The sequence below is a fragment of the Nevskia sp. genome (assembly GCF_051860985.1).
In the GTDB taxonomy this organism is placed as follows: domain Bacteria; phylum Pseudomonadota; class Gammaproteobacteria; order Nevskiales; family Nevskiaceae; genus Nevskia.
In genome coordinates this window covers 103913-121713 of sequence record NZ_JBIMKV010000003.1, presented here as the reverse complement: position 1 = coordinate 121713, position 17801 = coordinate 103913, and the positions used below count along the sequence as shown (strand labels likewise).

General features: G+C 67.9%; 16 protein-coding genes and 1 tRNA gene. All 17 read left to right on the top strand.

Features of this window, described 5'->3' with window-relative positions; translation table 11 throughout:
* The 17 genes from leuD (at nucleotide 1) to ACTIGJ_RS04135 (ending at nucleotide 17707) form a co-directional block, all read left to right on the top strand.
* Nucleotides 1-639, top strand: coding sequence for a 3-isopropylmalate dehydratase small subunit (gene leuD, locus ACTIGJ_RS04215; RefSeq protein WP_439639033.1), 639 nt, complete (start codon nucleotides 1-3; stop codon nucleotides 637-639).
* 27 nt (nucleotides 640-666) lie between these two features.
* Nucleotides 667-1536, top strand: coding sequence for an SMP-30/gluconolactonase/LRE family protein (locus ACTIGJ_RS04210; protein ID WP_439639032.1), 870 nt, complete (start codon nucleotides 667-669; stop codon nucleotides 1534-1536).
* A 14-nt stretch (nucleotides 1537-1550) separates the two neighbouring features.
* Complete coding sequence (gene leuB / locus ACTIGJ_RS04205; RefSeq protein ID WP_439639031.1) at nucleotides 1551-2654, top strand: 3-isopropylmalate dehydrogenase; 1104 nt, start codon at nucleotides 1551-1553, stop codon at nucleotides 2652-2654.
* Nucleotides 2655-2716: 62 nt separating this feature from the next.
* A complete protein-coding gene (asd, locus tag ACTIGJ_RS04200) occupies nucleotides 2717-3832 on the top strand; it encodes an aspartate-semialdehyde dehydrogenase (protein ID WP_439639181.1) in 1116 nt (371 codons plus the stop codon).
* Entirely contained in the window at nucleotides 3829-4866 is a 1038-nt protein-coding gene (locus ACTIGJ_RS04195; protein WP_439639030.1) for an aspartate-semialdehyde dehydrogenase, read from the top strand. Before asd ends, ACTIGJ_RS04195 begins: the two co-directional genes overlap by 4 nt.
* Nucleotides 4867-4989: 123 nt before the next feature.
* Nucleotides 4990-7437 carry a FimV/HubP family polar landmark protein gene (locus ACTIGJ_RS04190; protein ID WP_439639029.1) on the top strand — a complete coding sequence of 816 codons (2448 nt, stop codon included), beginning with the start codon at nucleotides 4990-4992 and terminating at the stop codon, nucleotides 7435-7437.
* Entirely contained in the window at nucleotides 7434-8267 is an 834-nt protein-coding gene (gene truA, locus ACTIGJ_RS04185) for a tRNA pseudouridine(38-40) synthase TruA (protein ID WP_439639180.1), read from the top strand. Before ACTIGJ_RS04190 ends, truA begins: the two co-directional genes overlap by 4 nt.
* Nucleotides 8264-8914, top strand: coding sequence for a phosphoribosylanthranilate isomerase (locus tag ACTIGJ_RS04180; protein WP_439639028.1), 651 nt, complete (start codon nucleotides 8264-8266; stop codon nucleotides 8912-8914). The genes truA and ACTIGJ_RS04180 overlap by 4 nt, the downstream gene beginning before the upstream one ends.
* An 18-nt stretch (nucleotides 8915-8932) precedes the next feature.
* Nucleotides 8933-10135: a tryptophan synthase subunit beta gene (trpB, locus tag ACTIGJ_RS04175; protein WP_439639027.1), complete on the top strand. Its 1203-nt coding sequence runs from the start codon at nucleotides 8933-8935 to the stop codon at nucleotides 10133-10135.
* Between the two features lie 58 nt (nucleotides 10136-10193).
* Entirely contained in the window at nucleotides 10194-11021 is an 828-nt protein-coding gene (gene trpA / locus ACTIGJ_RS04170; protein WP_439639026.1) for a tryptophan synthase subunit alpha, read from the top strand.
* A 50-nt stretch (nucleotides 11022-11071) separates the two neighbouring features.
* Nucleotides 11072-11950 (top strand): acetyl-CoA carboxylase, carboxyltransferase subunit beta, encoded by an 879-nt coding sequence (gene accD / locus ACTIGJ_RS04165; RefSeq protein ID WP_439639025.1) that lies wholly within the window; start codon nucleotides 11072-11074, stop codon nucleotides 11948-11950.
* A 7-nt stretch (nucleotides 11951-11957) separates the two neighbouring features.
* Nucleotides 11958-13223 (top strand): bifunctional tetrahydrofolate synthase/dihydrofolate synthase, encoded by a 1266-nt coding sequence (gene folC / locus ACTIGJ_RS04160; protein WP_439639024.1) that lies wholly within the window; start codon nucleotides 11958-11960, stop codon nucleotides 13221-13223.
* A complete protein-coding gene (locus ACTIGJ_RS04155; protein ID WP_439639023.1) occupies nucleotides 13223-13975 on the top strand; it encodes an SPOR domain-containing protein in 753 nt (250 codons plus the stop codon). Before folC ends, ACTIGJ_RS04155 begins: the two co-directional genes overlap by 1 nt.
* A gap of 56 nt (nucleotides 13976-14031) precedes the next feature.
* Nucleotides 14032-14119: transfer RNA gene (locus ACTIGJ_RS04150), tRNA-Ser, on the top strand.
* Nucleotides 14120-14403: 284 nt separating this feature from the next.
* Nucleotides 14404-15183 (top strand): CDP-alcohol phosphatidyltransferase family protein, encoded by a 780-nt coding sequence (locus ACTIGJ_RS04145; protein ID WP_439639022.1) that lies wholly within the window; start codon nucleotides 14404-14406, stop codon nucleotides 15181-15183.
* A gap of 13 nt (nucleotides 15184-15196) precedes the next feature.
* The gene (locus ACTIGJ_RS04140) at nucleotides 15197-15868 is read left to right on the top strand and encodes a DsbA family oxidoreductase (protein WP_439639021.1); all 672 of its coding nucleotides are present in this window, start codon (nucleotides 15197-15199) and stop codon (nucleotides 15866-15868) included.
* Between the two features lie 282 nt (nucleotides 15869-16150).
* On the top strand, nucleotides 16151-17707 hold the full coding sequence (locus tag ACTIGJ_RS04135; protein ID WP_439639020.1) for a 2-isopropylmalate synthase: 1557 nt from the start codon (nucleotides 16151-16153) through the stop codon (nucleotides 17705-17707).
* The last annotated feature ends 94 nt before the right edge of the window (nucleotides 17708-17801 follow it).

The following is a 17801-nucleotide window of genomic DNA, read 5'->3' as shown; positions in this document are numbered from 1 at the left end:
ATGCAGCCGTTCACCATCGTCACCGGCAAGGTCGCTCCGCTCGATCGGGCCAACGTCGATACCGACGCGATCATTCCCAAGCAGTATCTGAAGTCGATCAAGAAGACCGGCTTCGGCCCGTTCCTGTTCGACGACTGGCGCTACCTCGACAAGGGCGATCTCGACATCGACCCGGCCACCCGGCGCAAGAACTCGGACTTCGTGCTGAACAAGCCGCAGCACGCCGGCAGCACGATCCTGATCGCCCGCGAGAACTTCGGCTGCGGCTCGTCACGCGAGCATGCGGTCTGGGCCTTGAGCGACTACGGCTTCCGCGCCGTGATCGCGCCGGGCTTCGCCGATATCTTCTTCAACAACAGCTTCAAGAACGGCTTTTTCCCGCTCGTCCTGAAGGACGAGGAGGTCGAGGCGCTGTTCCAGGAAAGCGCGTCCAGCACCGATTTCGAGCTGACCATCGACCTGCCGGCGCAGACGGTCAGCACGCCGGCTGGCCTGAAATTCGCGTTCGAGATCGACCCGTTCCGCAAGGACTGCCTGATCCGCGGTCTCGACGAGATCGGTCTGACCTTGCAGCATGCCGACGACATCCGCGCCTACGAATCCCGTCGGCGCGAAACCGCGCCCTGGCTGTTCGCCTGATGGCGCGCACCTGATCCGGAGAGTCCGATGAACGCATTTCGCCGCGGCTGCGCCGCCCTTGCCCTGCTGCTGTCCACGGGCGCCGCCACGGCGGCCGGTCCGGAGCCGCTGTGGACGCTGTCCGGCTTCGCGCAGCCGGAATCGGTGGTGTTCGCCGCCAACCAGAACGTGCTGTACGTGTCGAACATCAACGGCGAGGGCACGGCCAAGGACGGCAACGGCTTCATCTCCAAGGTCAGCCCCGACGGCAAGATGATCAAGCGCGACTGGCTGCGCGGCCTCAACGCACCGAAGGGGCTCGGCTACCGGGGTGGCCTGCTGTACATCGCCGACATCGATGAACTGGTGGTGGTCGACACCGGCAATGGCCGGATCAAGTCGCGGCACAAGGCTGCGGGCGCCAAGTTCCTGAACGATGTGGCGGTCGACGGCAGTGGCCGCGTCTACGTCTCGGACATGATGACCAACACCATCTGGCGCCTGAACGGCGACAGCCTTGGCGTGATGCTGGCCAGCCCCAAGCTCGAAGGGCCGAATGGCCTGCTGGTGGAAGGCGACAAGCTGATCGTCGGCAGCTGGGGCGTGTTGACCGGCAACGGCTTCGAGACTTCCAGCGAAGGTTATCTGCAAGCGCTCGACCGCACGACCAACGTGCTGGAGCCGCGCTTTGCACCGGTGCCGTTCGCCAACATCGATGGCCTGGTCGCTGACGGCAAGGGTGGCTACATCCTCAGCGACTGGGCCCACGGCAACGTCTACAAGGTATCGGCGACCGGCGAGGTCACCCTCTGGCTGCTGCTCGAACAGGGCTCGGCCGATATCGCCATCGGCCCGGCCAAGCGGCTGCTGGTGCCGATGATGCTCAACAACGAACTTCGCGCTTACGCGATCGACTGAACCTCCTGCACGACATGACCCAGAAAATCCTGCTGCTCCCCGGCGATGGCATCGGCCCGGAAATCACCGCCGAAGCGGTCAAGCTGCTGACCGTGCTGCGCGACCATCACGGCCTCGACGTGACCTGGACCAGCGCCCCGATCGGCGGCGCCGGCTATGACGCCGCCGGTCATCCGCTGCCGCCGGCCACGCTGGAAGCGGCCAAGGCCGCCGATGCGCTGCTGCTCGCCGCCGTCGGCGGTCCGCAGTACGACACACTGCCGAAGGAGCTGCGCCCGGAGCGCGGCCTGCTCGGCATCCGTTCGGCGCTCGGTCTGTACTCGAACCTGCGTCCGGCGCTGCTCTATCCGGAACTCGCCGACGCCTCGTCGCTGAAGGCGGAGGTGGTTTCCGGCCTCGACATCCTGATCGTCCGCGAGCTGACCGGCGGCATCTACTTCGGCAAGCGCGAAACCGGTGTCGAGACGGACTACAAGGTCGGCAGCCACGTGATCCCGTGCGCCCGCGTTGCCCGCGACACGGAAGCCTATTCGGACTTCGAGATCGCCCGCATCGCCCGCACCGCGTTCGAGGCGGCACGCCTGCGCGGCAAGCGCCTGTGCTCGGTCGACAAGAACAACGTGCTGGAGTCCTCGCAGCTGTGGCGCGAGGTCGTCATCGAGGTGTCGAAGGACTACCCGGACGTCACGCTCAGCCATCTGCTGGTCGACAACGCCGCGATGCAGCTGGTGCGGGCGCCGAAGCAGTTCGATGTGCTGGTGACCAGCAACATGTTCGGCGACATCCTGTCCGACATCGCCGCCGAGCTGACCGGCTCGATCGGCATGCTGCCATCGGCCAGCCTCAATGAGCGCGGCCAGGGCATGTACGAGCCGAGCCACGGCTCGGCGCCGGACATCGCCGGCAAAGGTGTCGCCAATCCGCTGGCGATGCTGCTGTCGGTGGCGATGCTGCTGCGTTATTCGCTGACGCGCGGCGATCTCGCCGACAAGATCGAAGCCGCCGTGCGCAGGGTGCTGGCCGCCGGCCTGCGCACCGGCGATATCGCCAAGCCGGGCGAAACGCGCATCGGCACCGCCGCGATGGGCGATGCCGTGGTCGCTGCACTCGGCGCCTGACACGGCCGTCCGGGTTCACCCGTTTTCATGCAGTTCGCAGTTCTGTCGGAGAGGTCGTGATGTTGAAGAAGCTGGGGATGGTCGGTTGGCGCGGCATGGTCGGTTCGGTGCTAATGCAGCGCATGCAGGACGAGCGCGATTTCGCGCAGGTCGAAACGCATTTCTTCTCGACTTCCAATCCCGGCGCGCCGGGGCCGTGGCTGTACGGCGTGGAATCGCCGCCGCTGAAGGATGGCAACAGTGTCGATGCACTGCGCCAGATGGACATCATCATCACCTGCCAGGGCGGCGACTACACCAACGCGATCTACCCGCAGCTGCGGGCCAGCGGCTGGAACGGCTACTGGATCGATGCGGCCAGCGCGCTGCGCATGAAGGACGATGCGGTGATCATCCTCGACCCGGTCAACCGCCAGGTCATCGATGACGCGATCGCCCGGGGCGTCAAGAACTACGTCGGCGGCAACTGCACGGTATCGCTGATGCTGATGGCGCTCGGTGCGCTGTACAAGGCGGATCTGGTCGAGTGGATGTCGGCGATGACCTATCAGGCGGCGTCCGGTGCTGGTGCTGCCAACATGCGCGAGCTGCTGGCGCAGATGGGCGTGCTGGAAGCCGCAGTCGCCCCGGAGCTGGCCGACCCGGCGTCGGCGATCCTGGAGATCGACCGCAAGGTAGCAAGCACCCAGCGCTCGACGGAATTCCCGACCAAGAACTTCGGCGCGCCGCTGGCGGGTTCGCTGATCCCGTACATCGACAAGCAGCTCGACAACGGCCAGTCGAAGGAAGAGTGGAAGGGCCAGTCGGAAACCAACAAGATCCTCGGCCGCGAAGCGAATCCGATTCCGGTCGACGGTATCTGCGTGCGCATCGGCGCGATGCGCTGCCACTCGCAGGCGCTGACCATCAAGCTGAAGCGCGACGTGCCGATCGAAGAAATCGAAGCGATGATCGCCGCCGACAACGAGTGGGTGCGCGTGGTGCCGAACACCCGCGAGGCGAGCATCCGCGATCTGACGCCGGTGGCTGTCACCGGCACCCTGAACGTTGCCGTCGGCCGGCTGCGCAAGCTGAACATGGGCCCGGAATATCTCGGTGCCTTCACCGTCGGTGACCAGCTGCTGTGGGGCGCGGCCGAGCCGCTGCGCCGCATGCTGCGCATCCTGGTGGACGCATGAGCGGTGCGACCGGCGAGCGCCGCTTCGATGTCGCCGTGGTCGGCGCCACCGGCGCGGTCGGCGAGCAGCTGCTGGACATCCTGAAGGACCGCGCGTTCCCGGTCGGCAAGGTCTATGCGCTGGCCTCCGAGCGCAGCGCCGGCACCACGGTCAAGTTCGGCAATCGCGATCTGGTCGTCGAGGATGTCGCCGGCTTCGACTTCGGCAAGGTCCAGATCGGCCTGTTCTCGCCGGGCGCAGCGGTGTCGGCGGTGTACGCGCCGAAGGCTGCGGCCGAGGGTTGCGTGGTGATCGACAATACCTCGCAGTTCCGGCAGGACCCCGAGGTGCCGCTGGTGATTCCGGAGGTCAATCCGGACGCGATCGCCGGCTACACGACACGCGGCATCATCGCCAACCCGAACTGCTCGACGATCCAGATGCTGGTCGCCTTGAAGCCGATCCATGACGCCGTCGGCATCGAGCGGATCAATGTCTGCACCTATCAGAGTGTGTCCGGCACCGGCCGCGAGGCGATCGAGGAACTCGGCCGGCAGACCGCCGCGCTGCTGAACTTCCGCGATGCCGAACCGAAGGTCTACCCGAAGCAGATCGCCTTCAACGTCATTCCGCACATCGACGCCTTCCAGGACAACGGCTACACCCGGGAAGAGATGAAGATGGTCTGGGAGACCCGCAAGATCCTGGGCGACGACAGCATCCTGGTGAACCCGACCGCCGTCCGGGTGCCGGTGTTCTACGGGCATTCCGAAGCGATCCACATCGAGACCCGCCGCAAGATCAGCGCCGAGGACGCGCGGGCGCTGCTCGAGCGGGCGCCCGGTGTGGTGGTGATCGACCGCCACGAGGACGGCGGCTATCCGACCGCCGTCGGTGATGCCTCCGGCGAAGACGCGGTGTTCGTCGGCCGCATCCGCGAGGACATTTCCCACCCGCGCGGACTGAACCTCTGGGTGGTGGCCGACAACATCCGCAAGGGCGCCGCGCTCAACGCCGTGCAGATCGCCGAGCTGCTCGTCCGCTCGTACCTCTGAGGCCGCGCGCCGATCCGGTCGGCCTGTTGGTACGCCTTGATTCCTAAGGTATAAAGGCGCGCTGCCGATATCGTCGGCAGGTGGGCGCGTGATGGAGCCCGGAGCGTGCAATTGGGGATCAACATGATGCGAACTCGGGCTGCGGCATCGGCCGTTGGGCTGGTTGCGGTGTCGCTGTTCTGGAGTGCCGGCCTGCAGGCGCTGGGTCTCGGCGAGGTCGAGGTCCGGTCCCGCCTCAACGAGCGCTTCGCCGCCGCGATCCCGCTCGACGCTGCGAGCCGCGAGGATCTCGACAGCCTGGTCGTGCAGATCGCCGCGCCGGAAGAATTCGCCCGTCGCGGCATCGAACGCTCCGAGCAGGTTGGTTCACTGCGCTTCGAACGTAATGGCAGCCGCATCCTGGTCGGCAGCGCCCAGGCGATCCGCGATCCGTTCCTGAACTTCATCGTCGAAGCGCGCTGGAACGGCGGCCGCCTGTTGCGCGAATACACGGTGCTGCTCGACCCGCCGTCCAGCAGCCCGACGCCGGCCGCTGCTGCCGCGCCACGGACGATCACCGCGCCAACGCCGCTGCCGCTGCCAACCCCGGCGCGATCGCAGGAGGCCCCGGTCAGCGCTGCCGGCACGCCGGCCCGCTATGGTCCGGTACAGGCGACGCAAACACTGTGGAGCATCGCCAAGCTGCTGCGCGGCGATCCGGCGGTGACCATGGACCAGATGCTGCTGGCGATCTACAACGCCAATCCGACGGCGTTCGGCGGCGGCAGCATCAACTACCTGCTCAGCGGCCAGATGTTGGTGGTGCCATCGACCGCCGAGGTGCTGGCGATCGACGCCGCATCGGCGCACGAGCAGGTCACCCGGCTACGCGCCAGCGGCAAGCCGCCGGCGGCTGCCGTGTCCCGACCGGCGGCGACGGCTGCTGATCCCGCGCCAGCGCCGGTACCCGCACCGCCGCCGCCAGCTGCCGTGCCGGAAGTTGCCGCCAGCACGCCGATGCCGACAGTAGCGGCTGAACCGCCTGCCGCCGCCGCGCCGGGCGAGGGCGTGGTGGACGAGAGCGCTGTGCCGCCGTCCGCAGCGTCGACGCCGGCCGACGCCGGCACGCCATCGGCGGCCGCTGAGCAGCCGTCAGACGTCGAGCCGGCTTCCGCGCCAGCGGCTGCGGACGCCGCAGTCCCACCGGTTGCTGCCCCTGCCGCGCCGCCGGCTGCAGACGCGGCGACCGACCTGCTGGCATCACTTGAGGAACTGCCGTGGCTGCCGATCGGCGGCCTGCTGCTGTTGATCGGCCTGCTGCTGGTGTTGCGTCGGCACCGCGCCGCGTCGTCGTCTGCAACGGCGGGCGCACCGCGCACCGCGCTGGCGGCCACGCCGGATCTGCTGCTGGAGCGGCCCTGGTCGCGGGCGCCTGCGCCAGCACCGCCCGCCGCCGACGAGCCGGCCGCCGATCCGGCACCGGCCGAGCCGGTTGCGCCGCGCCTGCCGACGCTCGATCCGCCGGTGGCGGCAGCGGTCGCACCGCCGGCTGACGAGCCGTTGCCTGGCCACGACAACACAGCCGATCTGGCGCCGCTGCTCGACGCCAGCGATGCCTTGGCCGAGGCCGACTTCCATCTCGCCTACGGTCTGTACGACGAAGCGGCGCAGATGCTGAAGAAGGCGATTGCCGCCGAGCCGGCGCGTACCGATCTGGTGATCAAGCTGGCGGAAACTTATTCGGCGGCCGGCAACGCCGCCGAGTTCCAGGCGCTGGCTGAGAATCTCGAGGCTTCGGCGACGCCGGAGACCTGGCAGAAGATCAAGGTGATGGGCCGGGCGCTGCTGCCGGAACTGCCGCTGTTCGGCGGCCAGCCGTCGCTGGCGGAGCCGGTCGAAGCCCCGTCGCTTGCGCCGTCGTCCGCGAATGGTGATCTGTCGGTGATCGACTTCGACCTTGACGCTGAACTGCCGGGCGAGATGGCACCGGTTCCGTCACCGCCGCTGCCGACGGCGGCGCCAGAACCGGAACCGGCGCTGACGCTGGCGGACGAACGGCTGCCAGCGACCATGGCTGATCCGGTCACCGAAAGCCTGCTGCGGCCACTCGACGAGCCGGTTGTCGAATTCGATCTGCCACCCGCCGCGCCGCCGGCGCTGGCCGCCAGCGAGTCGCTGCCGGAACTGCCGCCGCTGCCGGAGCTGAACCCGCCGCTTGGGCTGGCGTCGCCGGCCATCATCGATCTGCCGGCCGCACCGGCCAGCGAGCCGCCGGCGGTGCTCGACATCGACCTCAGCAGCTTCGATCTCGATGACGATGGCAGCGGCAGCCGGGCCGATGCCGGGTTGGTCAAGCCGGCGCCGGCCTGGGTGCCGCCGGCCGATGAACCGCCGCCCTTCGAATTCGAGCCGGAGCCGGAATCCGAGGTGATCGGCGGCGACGAGATCGACACCAAGCTCGATCTGGCCCGGGCCTATGCGGACATGGGCGATCTGGACGCCGCGCACGCGCTGCTGGCGGAAGTCGAGATCGCCGGCAATGACCGCCAGCAACAGGATGCGCGGGCCCTTAGCCAGCGCCTGCAGGGCTGAACGGGCCGGCTTCCGCGCCGACCGACGCATCGACCGATGCGCCGGTCCGTCGGCGCTGGGCAGCCGGGGTCGAGTACCTCGGCAGTCAGTATGCGGGCTGGCAGACGCAGGCCGGACGGCCGAGCGTGCAGGGCGCGCTGGAAACGGCGCTGTCGTCGGTGGCGGCGCATCCGGTGGCGACCATCTGCGCCGGCCGGACCGATGCCGGCGTCCACGCTTTCGGCCAGGTGGTGCACTTCGACAGTCCAGCTGCCCGTGCGCCGCAGGCCTGGATGCTGGGCAGCAATGCGCGGCTGCCGCCGGACATCTCGATCCGCTGGGTGCGGCCGGTTACCGACGACTTCAGCGCCCGCTTCAGCGCGCTGGCGCGCCGCTATCGCTATGTCATCCACAACAGCCGGGCGCGCTCGGCGCTGCTGGCCGGCCGGGTCAACTGGCTGAACTATCCGCTGGATGCCGCTGCGATGGACCGCGCCGCGCAGGCCCTGCTCGGCGAGAACGATTTCTCGGCGTTCCGCGCCGCCGAATGCCAGTCGACCACGCCGATGCGCAACCTGCAGGCGATCCGCGTCCAGCGGCGCGGCGAGTTCGTGTTCGTCGACGTGCGCGCCAATGCCTTCCTGCATCACATGGTCCGCAACATCGTCGGCAGCCTGCTGGAGGTCGGCATCGGTCGCCGCACGGAAGCCTGGATCGGCGAACTGCTGGCCGGCCGCGACCGGACCCGCGCCGGCATGACGGCGGCAGCGGCCGGCCTGTATTTTGTCGGCCCCGATTATCCCGCCGGCTTCGACCTGCCGGCGCCTTCCGAACCCTGGTTTCCCGGATGAGCGATGCCGCCCCGCGCCGTACCCGCATCAAGTTCTGCGGCTTCACGCAGCGTCGCGATATCGACGAAGCGGTCGCGCTCGGCGTCGACGCCATCGGCCTGATCCTGGTACCGCAGAGCCCGCGCGCGGTCAGTCTGGAGCAGGCGATCGCGCTGAAGGCAGCGATTCCACCGCTTGTCAGCAGCGTGGTGCTGCTGCGCAATCCGGATGAAGCGCTGGTGCGCGCGGTGCTGGAACAGGTCCGGCCGACCCTGCTGCAGTTCCACGGCGAGGAGCCGGCGGCGTTCTGCGGGCGCTTCGGTCATCCGTACCTGAAGGCGATCGCGATGCAGCGGCAGACGCGCTCGCTGGCCGAGATTTCCGCCGACTATCCCGATGCCGCCGCGCTGCTGCTCGACGGCCACGCGCCGGGCGGTCTGGGCGGGCAGGGCCTGGCGTTCGACTGGGCTAGGGCGACCGAAGCGGTGCGGCTGCCGGTGATGCTGGCGGGCGGCATCCGGCCCGACAATGTCGCGGCTGCGATTGCCGCCGCCCGGCCTTATGCGGTCGACGTTTCCAGCGGCATCGAGCAGGCACCGGGAGTGAAGGATTCAGGCAAAATGCGGGACTTCGCGCGCGAGGTTCGCCGCGCTGATCAGCTGCCCTGAAATCGTTCACTCCCTTCGATGATCTACGAGAACCTGCCCGACGCCCGCGGCCACTTCGGCCCCTACGGCGGTCGCTTCGTCGCCGAAACGCTGATGGAGCCGCTGCGTGAACTCGAAGCCGCCTACCAGCAGCTGAAGAACGATCCGGCGTTCCGCGCCGAGATGGATCGCGATCTGGCGCTTTACGTCGGCCGTCCCAGCCCGCTGTACCCGGCCGAGCGGCTGACCAAGGAATGGGGCGGGGCGCAGATCTTCCTGAAACGCGAGGACCTGAACCACACCGGCGCGCACAAGATCAACAACACGGTCGGCCAGGCGCTGCTGGCCAAGCACCTGGGCAAGACCCGGATCATCGCCGAGACCGGCGCCGGCCAGCACGGCGTGGCGTCGGCGACGATCGCCGCCCGGCTCGGTCTGAAGTGCGTGGTGTACATGGGCGCCGACGACGTCGAACGGCAGAGCCCGAACGTCTACCGCATGAAGCTGCTCGGCGCCGAAGTGGTGCCGGTGACCAGTGGTACCCGCACGCTGAAGGACGCGCTGAACGAGGCGCTGCGCGACTGGGTCACCAATGTCGACGACACCTTCTACGTCATCGGTACCGTCGCCGGTCCGCATCCGTACCCGATGCTGGTGCGCGACTTCAACGCCGTGGTCGGTCGCGAACTGATCGGCCAGTCGCAGGACATGCTCGGCCGGCTGCCCGATGCGCTGGTCGCCTGCGTCGGCGGCGGCAGCAATGCCATCGGCATGTTCCATCCGTTCATTCCGTTCGACGGCACCGCGATGTACGGCGTGGAAGCCGGCGGCGATGGCGTCGAGACCGGTCGCCACGCCGCGCCGCTGTCGGCTGGCAAGCCGGGCGTGCTGCACGGCAATCGCACCTATGTGATGGCGGACGACAACGGCCAGATCATCGGCACCCATTCGATCTCTGCCGGCCTGGACTATCCCGGCGTTGGCCCGGAGCACGCGTGGCTGAAGGACATCGGCCGCGTCAACTACGTGTCGGTCACCGATACCGAAGCGCTCGATGCTTTCCACGAGTGCACCCGCACCGAGGGCATCATCCCGGCGCTGGAGCCTTCGCACGCGCTGGCCTATGCGAAGAAGCTGGCGCCGACGATGGCGCGCGACCAGATCATCGTCGTCAACCTGTCCGGCCGTGGCGACAAGGACATCTTCACGATCGCCAAGCGTGAAGGCATCAGCCTGCTGTGAACATCCTGTCCGGGCGAGCGGGCATCCGTATCCGGACCGCTACAGAAAGCACGAATCCATGAGCCGCATCGAAAGCACGCTGGCCGCGCTGAAGGCCGAAGGCCGCACGGCGCTGATCCCGTACATCACCGCCGGTGACCCGCACCCGAGCCATACCGTCGGCCTGATGCATGCGCTGGTCGACGGCGGCGCTGACATCATCGAACTGGGTGTGCCGTTCTCCGATCCGATGGCCGATGGTCCGACCATCCAGCTCGCCTGCGAGCGGGCGCTGCTGCACGACACCTCGCTGTGGAACTGCTGCGCGATGGTGGCCGAGTTCCGCAAGCGCGACAGCCGCACACCTGTGGTGCTGATGGGCTACCTGAATCCGATCGAGACCCGTGGCCTCGACGCCTTCTGCGCGCTGGCCAAGGCTTCCGGCGTCGACGGCGTGCTGATCGTCGATCTGGCGGTCGAGGAAGCGCCGGACTTCGCACCGGTGGTGCGCGCGCATGGGCTCGACCTGATCTTCCTGCTGGCGCCCACCTCGTCCGATGCCCGCATCGACGCGATCGTCCGGCAGGCCAGCGGTTACCTCTACTACGTGTCGCTGAAGGGCGTCACCGGCGCGGCGCTGCTGGATGTCGCCAGCGTCGAGGCCAAGCTCGGCCAGATCCGCCGCCACACGAGCCTGCCGATCGCGGTCGGCTTCGGCATTCGCGATGCCGCGTCGGCCGCGCTGGTCGGCACCGTGGCCGATGGCGTGGTGGTCGGCAGTGCGCTGGTTTCGCAGATCGAGAAGCACCAGGCCACGCCGGCCGTGCTGCCCGGCCTGCTGAAGGCTCAGCTGGCCGAGATGCGTGCCGCCCTCGATGCGCCGGCCGCCGTCACCCAAGTGGCTTGAACGTTGCGATTATCTTCGCTTGACCCCCGCCCCCATACGGAAGACTGCAGATGAGCTGGCTCGAAAAAATCTCCGGATCGAAGCTGCTGACCGGCGGCGTGCGCAAGAAGAGCGTGCCGGAAGGCCTGTGGATGAAGTGCGATTCCTGCCAGTCGGTGCTGTATCGCGCCGAGCTGGAACGCACGCTCGAGGTCTGCCCGAAGTGCGGCGCCCACCGGCCGATCGCGGCGCGGGCGCGCATCCATCATTTGCTGGATGCCGAGCCGCGCGTGGAGATCGGGGCCAAGGTGCGCGCCACCGATCCGCTGAAGTTCAAGGATTCGCGCAAGTACACCGAGCGCCTTGCCGAAGCGCGCGAGGACACCGACGAGGAAGACGCGCTGGTGGTCGTCCGCGGCCAGCTGATCGGCCTGCCGGTGGTGGTCTGCGTGTTCGAGTTCGGCTTCATGGGCGGCTCGATGGGCTCGGTGGTCGGCGAGAAGTTCGTCCGTGGCGTCAACGAGGCGCTTGCGCACGGCTGCCCGGTGATCTGCTTCGCGGCTTCCGGCGGTGCCCGCATGCAGGAGTCGCTGTTCTCGCTGATGCAGATGGCCAAGACCAGCGCCGCCCTCGCCAAGCTGGCCGAGCGCGGCCTGCCGTTCATCTCGGTGCTGACCCACCCGACGATGGGCGGCGTGTCGGCCTCGCTGGCGATGCTCGGCGACATTCACATCGCCGAGCCGAAGGCGCTCATCGGTTTTGCCGGTCCGCGCGTCATCGAGCAGACCGTGCGCCAGAAGCTGCCGGAAGGCTTCCAGCGCGCCGAATTCCTGCTGGAAAAGGGCGCGATCGACATGATCGTCGACCGTCGCGAACTGCGTGAAAAGCTGCACCGCCTGCTGGCGATCCTGACGCACTTCACGCCGGGCGTGCCAGCCGCTGCCCACTGACGCAGCGGTGTCGGCCGTGCGCCGGTCGCTGTCCGACTGGCTTGAATGGCAGGAGCGGCTGAACCCGCGCGCGATCGAACTGGGGCTTGATCGTTCGCGTACGGTGGCCGATCGCCTCGGCCTGCTGCCGCCGGCGTGCATGTCCGCCACCATCGGCGGCACCAACGGCAAGGGATCGTCGGCGACGCTCGCGGCCGGCATCTGGCAGGCGGCCGGCTACAAGGTCGGCCGGTACCTGTCGCCGCACCTGCTGCGTTACAACGAGCGGATCGCCATCGATGGCGTCGACGCCAGCGACGAGGCGATCTGCGCGGCCTTCGCCGCGATCGACGCTGCCCGTGGCGATCTGCCGCTGACCTATTTCGAGTTCGGCACGCTGGCCGCGCTGTGGCTGTTCCGCGAGGCACGGGTCGACGTGCAGGTGCTGGAGGTCGGGCTCGGCGGCCGGCTCGACGCCGTCAACATCGTCGATGCCGACGCCGCGCTGGTGACCAATATCGGCCTCGATCACACCGACTGGCTGGGCCCTGATCGCGAGGCGATCGGCGTCGAGAAGGCCGGCATCTTCCGGCCAGGCCGTCCGGCGATCTGCGCGGAAATCTCGCCGCCGGCGAGCCTGCGGCAGCAGGCCTCGCGCATCGCTGCCCGATGGCAGCAGGCAGGCGCGGACTTCGTCGCCCGTCGCGACGGCGATCGCTGGCACTGGCGGGCCTCGGATGTCCGCCACGCCGCGTTGCCGCTGCCGGCCTTGCCGGGCGCGATGCAGATCGACAACGCGGCCGGCGTACTGGCGCTGGTCACGGCGCTTGCGGACCGCCTGCCGGTCGACCGCGCAGCGATCGAGGCCGGACTGCGCGGTTTGTCCTTGCCGGGCCGCTACCAGAGGGTGGCGGGGCTGATCGTCGATGTCGCGCACAACCTCGAATCGGCCGCCGTGCTGGTCGAGCAGCTGCGAGCCGATGACAACGGCGGCGGTGTCACCCGGGTGGTGCTCGGCATGCTGTCTGACAAGCCGGTGGCGGCGGTCTGTGCGAGGCTTGCCGGCGTGGCGTCGCGGTTCTACTGCGCCGGCCTGCCGCCACCGCGCGGCCTGCCGGCCGAACGGCTGCTGGAGATGGCGGCCGCAAGCGGCGTGCCGGCCAGCGGCCATGACAACGTGGCCCTGGCGCTGGCGGCCGCCCGCGCCGATGCGGGGCCGAAGGATCGGATTGTCGTCTGCGGCTCATTCCTGACCGTGGCTGCGGCACTGGAGGAGGCGCGATGGGGGAGTTGATGAATGGGCTGCTCCGGCAGCGACTGGTTGGCCTGGCCGTGCTGCTGGCGGCCGCGTTCCTGCTGTCGCTGCTGCTGCCGGGCGCGCCGCAGCCCGACGAGGCCGAGCCGATGACGACGGTCAGCATCACCGGCGAAGAGCAGCTGACCGAGGCCGATGCGGTGCCGCCACCGGACGACCTGCTGCCGGAACCGGTCGACGACTCGCTGCCGGCGGTCGAGCCCTCGGTGACGATCGCCGATGTCGAGGCTGCCGCCGAAGCGCCGCCATTGCCGTCTGCACCGGCAGCTGCACCGACCGCCGCACCGGTACCGGCCCATCCGGCCGAAACCCCGAAGACAGCGCCGAAGATCGGTGTTCACCGCGCGCAGGATGTCATCGAACCCCGGCCATCGGCGAAGCCGAAACCTGCAGAGATCACGCCGCCGGCGCCGAAGCCGGTCGAGGCTGCGCCGAAGCCGAAGCTGGCCGAATCGGCACCGACGCCGACGAAGGAAGCAACGCCGGCAGCCGGCTGGTACGTGCAGATCGGCAGTTTTTCCGACGCCGGCAGCGCCGAGACCATCGTCGCCTTGCTGAGAAAGCTCGACGTCAAGGCGGCGATCACCCGCATCAACGGCGCCAAGGGCAAGCCGCTGAACCGGGTGCGCGCCGGCCCATATGGCAGCGAAGCGGCGGCCAAGGCCGCGCATGACAAGATCGCGCGCAACGGCTATCCGCAGGCGCGGATCGTTCAGGAACCGGGGCGCTAGCGTCGCCGTGCCGCCACCGGCGACGAGCCTGCACTAGAATGCGCGCGCGGCAACGCGGAGAGATGGCAGAGTGGTCTATTGCGGCGGTCTTGAAAACCGCTGACCTTCACCGGTCCGGGGGTTCGAATCCCTCTCTCTCCGCCATTTTTCAAAAGACCGACTCGATGTCGGTCTTTTGAAAAATCACTGGAAAGCCAGAGAGAGGGATTCGAAGCCGCGACAGCGGCCGGGCCCGAAGGGACGAATCCCGTTGCCGAGCAAAAGACCGACCTGATATCGGTTTTCTTAAGAATGCCGGTTCCTTCTACGCATCGGGCGCTCGGCATGGCTACCGTCAGTCGTTGGCTCGCAGTCGCCGCCGTTGGCGCGAAGCCTGAAAGTTCGTCAGCGCATTCCGTAAACTGACGCACTTTTCACGAGGCCGTTGCATGAACGATCTTCCCACGCCGTCGTCGCCGCGCCGCAAGGGCCCCACGAAGGGCATCTACCTGCTGCCGAACCTGTTCACCACCGGCACGCTGTTCGGGGCGTTCTACGCGATCGTGGCCTCGATGAATGGCAACTTCGACGAGGCGGCGCTCGGCATCCTGTTCGCGATGATCGCTGACGCGCTGGATGGCCGGATCGCGCGGATGACCAATACCTCGACCGATTTCGGCAAGGAGTACGACTCGCTGTGCGACATGGCGGCGTTCGGCATCGCCTCGTCGATCGTCGTCTACGCCTACAGCCTTCGCTTCCTGTCCGACTACCAGTGGCTGGGCGGCAAGCTGGGCGGGGTGCTGGCGATGACGTACGCGACCTGCGCCGCGCTGCGTCTGGCGCGTTTCAACGTGCTGGCGGCGATCAAGGGCAGCAGCAAGGACTTCTTTGGCCTGCCGAGTCCGGCGGCGGCGGCGCTGGTGGTGTTCTTCGTCTGGACCTGTTTCAAGTACGAACTCAGCGGGCTCGATGTGCTGATTCCGGCCAGCATCATCACGCTGGGGGCGGCGCTGCTGATGGTGTCGTCGATCCGCTACAACAGCTTCAAGAAGCTGGATCTGTCCGGCCGCATGCGCTTCCTGCCGTTCGTGGCGGTGATCGGCCTGCTGGCGCTGGTGTCGATCAACCCGCCGCTGATCCTGTTCCTCGGCTTCTTTGCCTACGCGATGTCCGGCCCGGTGGCGACCGTGGCCCGCCGCCTGCGCGGCAAGCCGACGCCGCCCTGAACGAGTGACCGCCATGCTGCCGCGCCTGAAGATCGATTACGTTTCCGACCTGGCCTGCCCCTGGTGCGCCATCGGCCTGGCCGGGCTCGTCGAAGCCGCCAGCCGGCTGCAGGGAATCCTGGAGGTGGAACTGCACTTCCAGCCGTTCGAGCTGAACCGCAACATGCCGCCGGAAGGCGTCAGCATGGGCGAACATCTGGCAGCGATCACCGGTGCATCCGCTGCCCAGATCGAGGACGAACGCCGCAATCTCACCGCGATTGCCGCCGAAGCCGGGCTGGCTTTCAAGCTCGATCGCGAGACGCGCATCTGGAACAGTTTCGACAGCCACCGGCTGGTCTACTGGGCCGAGCAGGCGGGCGATCCGCTGCTGCTGAAGACAACGCTGTTCAAGGCCAATTTCTGCGAAGGGCGGCAAATCTCCAACCACGAGGTGCTGGCCGACATCGCCGCCGAATGCGGGCTGGATCGCGCCCGGGCGAAGGAAATCCTGTCGACCGAAACCTATCTCGACGAGGTCGACGAGCGGATGAAGCTGTGGATGAGCCGCGGCATCCGCGGCGTGCCGGCGATCATCTTCAACGAGCGGCACATCGTCGAAGGCGGGCAGTCGGCGAGCACCTTCGTCAAGGTGATGCGGCAGATCGCCGGACTCGATCCGTCGCCGCCCCCCGCGGCCGCCTGAGCGAGGAACGGTCGCCGCCGGTATTTGCGCGGCGCGCGACTTCCTCTATCATCCGCGCTCATGCAAGCCCGCATCCGCTCTCTGAAGCTCATCGCGCCGATCTCGCTCGGCCGTGCGCTGCTGCTTGCCCTTCGACTGCTGCCGTAAGGCAGACCATCGAACCTGCCCGTCCGGGGGCCACAACCGGACCACTTCAGTACCCCATTTCCAAAGCCTGACACTGGCGGTATCGGCTGGCATCATGCCGGCCTGCCGTCGGCGATCCGTATTCGCGAGAACTCCATGAAAGACCAGCTCATCATCTTCGACACCACCTTGCGCGACGGCGAACAATCGCCCGGCGCAGCCATGACCCTCGACGAGAAGGTGCGCATCGCGCTGGCACTGCAGAAGCTGAAGGTCGACGTCATCGAAGCCGGCTTCGCGATCGCCAGCCCTGGCGACTTCGCGGCCGTGCAGGCCGTGGCCCGTGCGGTCAAGGAATCGACGGTCTGCTCGCTGGCGCGCGCCAATGCCGCCGACATCACCCGCGCCGGCGAAGCGCTGGCACCGGCGGCGCGCAAGCGTATCCACACCTTCATCGCCACCAGCGCCATCCACATGGAGAAGAAGCTCCGTCTGGCGCCGGACCAGGTGATCGACAACGCGGTCGCCGCCGTGAAGCTCGCCCGCACGTTCACCGACGATGTCGAGTTCTCGGCCGAAGACGCCGGCCGTTCCGACATCGATTTCCTGTGCCGCATCTTCGACGCCGTGATCAAGGCCGGCGCCACCACGCTGAACGTGCCGGACACCGTCGGCTACAACATCCCGAGCCTCTGGGGCGAGCGCTTCAAGACGCTGATCGAGCGGGTGCCGAACGCCGACAGGGTGATCTGGTCGACGCACTGCCACAACGACCTCGGCATGGCCGTCGCCAACTCGCTGGCGGCCGTGATGAACGGCGCGCGCCAGGTGGAGTGCACGATCAACGGTCTTGGCGAGCGGGCCGGCAATGCGGCGGTCGAGGAGATCGTCATGGCGATCCGCACCCGTCACGACGTGTTCCCGGTGACCACCCGCGTCGACGCGACGCAGATCGTGCCGTGCTCGCGGCTGGTGTCGAACATCACCGGCTACCCGGTGCAGCCGAACAAGGCCGTGGTCGGCGCCAATGCCTTCGCGCACGAGTCCGGCATCCACCAGGACGGCGTGCTCAAGCACCGCGAAACCTACGAGATCATGCGGGCGGAAGACGTCGGCTGGTCGTCGAACAAGCTGACGCTCGGCAAGCTTTCCGGCCGCAGCGCCTTCCGGGCGCGGCTTGAGGAACTCGGCTACCAGTTCAAGTCCGATGGCGAACTTGCCGAAGCCTTCGCCCGCTTCAAGGATCTGGCCGACAAGAAGCAGGAGATCTTCGACGAGGATCTTCAGGCCCTGGTCACCCAGGCCGAGCAGGCAAGGGCCGAAGACCGCGTCAGCCTGCAGTGGCTCGAAGTGACCTCGAAGACCGGCACCCGGCCGCTGGCCAAGGTGGCGCTTGCCGTCGACGGCGAGATCCGCGAGGTCGAAGCACTGGGCGATGGGCCGGTCGATGCCGTGTTCGCGGCGATCGAGCAGAGAGTCGGCACCGGTGCCAAGTTGCTGCTGTACTCGGTGAACAACATCACCACCGGCACCGATGCGCAGGGCGAAGTCACCGTTCGGCTGACCAAGGAAGGCCGGGTGGTCAACGGCCTCGGCGCCGACACCGACATCGTCATCGCTTCGGCGAAGGCCTACGTCAACGCGGTGAACCGGCTTGAAGTGCCAGTCAGCCGTGCCCATCCGCAGCACGCCGACTACGTGGCAACGCCGTAAGCGCAGCCCGGCAGGCGTAGCCGGAATCAAAAAAGCCGGCGATGGCAGCTGCCATCGCCGGCTTTTTCATGCCCCGCCGGCAGGCCGGCGAGGC

What these genes read in the sequence shown, in the direction of transcription:
- ACTIGJ_RS04195 (WP_439639030.1), top strand. Translation starts at nt 3,829, where the DNA reads ATGAGCGGTGCGACCGGCGAGCGCCGCTTCGATGTCGCCGTGGTCGGC.
- trpA (WP_439639026.1), top strand. Translation starts at nt 10,194, where the DNA reads ATGAGCCGCATCGAAAGCACGCTGGCCGCGCTGAAGGCCGAAGGCCGC.
- accD (WP_439639025.1), top strand. Translation starts at nt 11,072, where the DNA reads ATGAGCTGGCTCGAAAAAATCTCCGGATCGAAGCTGCTGACCGGCGGC.
- ACTIGJ_RS04180 (WP_439639028.1), top strand. Translation starts at nt 8,264, where the DNA reads ATGAGCGATGCCGCCCCGCGCCGTACCCGCATCAAGTTCTGCGGCTTC.
- ACTIGJ_RS04135 (WP_439639020.1), top strand. Translation starts at nt 16,151, where the DNA reads ATGAAAGACCAGCTCATCATCTTCGACACCACCTTGCGCGACGGCGAA.
- ACTIGJ_RS04145 (WP_439639022.1), top strand. Translation starts at nt 14,404, where the DNA reads ATGAACGATCTTCCCACGCCGTCGTCGCCGCGCCGCAAGGGCCCCACG.
- leuB (WP_439639031.1), top strand. Translation starts at nt 1,551, where the DNA reads ATGACCCAGAAAATCCTGCTGCTCCCCGGCGATGGCATCGGCCCGGAA.
- leuD (WP_439639033.1), top strand. Translation starts at nt 1, where the DNA reads ATGCAGCCGTTCACCATCGTCACCGGCAAGGTCGCTCCGCTCGATCGG.
- ACTIGJ_RS04210 (WP_439639032.1), top strand. Translation starts at nt 667, where the DNA reads ATGAACGCATTTCGCCGCGGCTGCGCCGCCCTTGCCCTGCTGCTGTCC.
- ACTIGJ_RS04155 (WP_439639023.1), top strand. Translation starts at nt 13,223, where the DNA reads ATGAATGGGCTGCTCCGGCAGCGACTGGTTGGCCTGGCCGTGCTGCTG.
- ACTIGJ_RS04190 (WP_439639029.1), top strand. Translation starts at nt 4,990, where the DNA reads ATGATGCGAACTCGGGCTGCGGCATCGGCCGTTGGGCTGGTTGCGGTG.
- trpB (WP_439639027.1), top strand. Translation starts at nt 8,933, where the DNA reads ATGATCTACGAGAACCTGCCCGACGCCCGCGGCCACTTCGGCCCCTAC.
- ACTIGJ_RS04140 (WP_439639021.1), top strand. Translation starts at nt 15,197, where the DNA reads ATGCTGCCGCGCCTGAAGATCGATTACGTTTCCGACCTGGCCTGCCCC.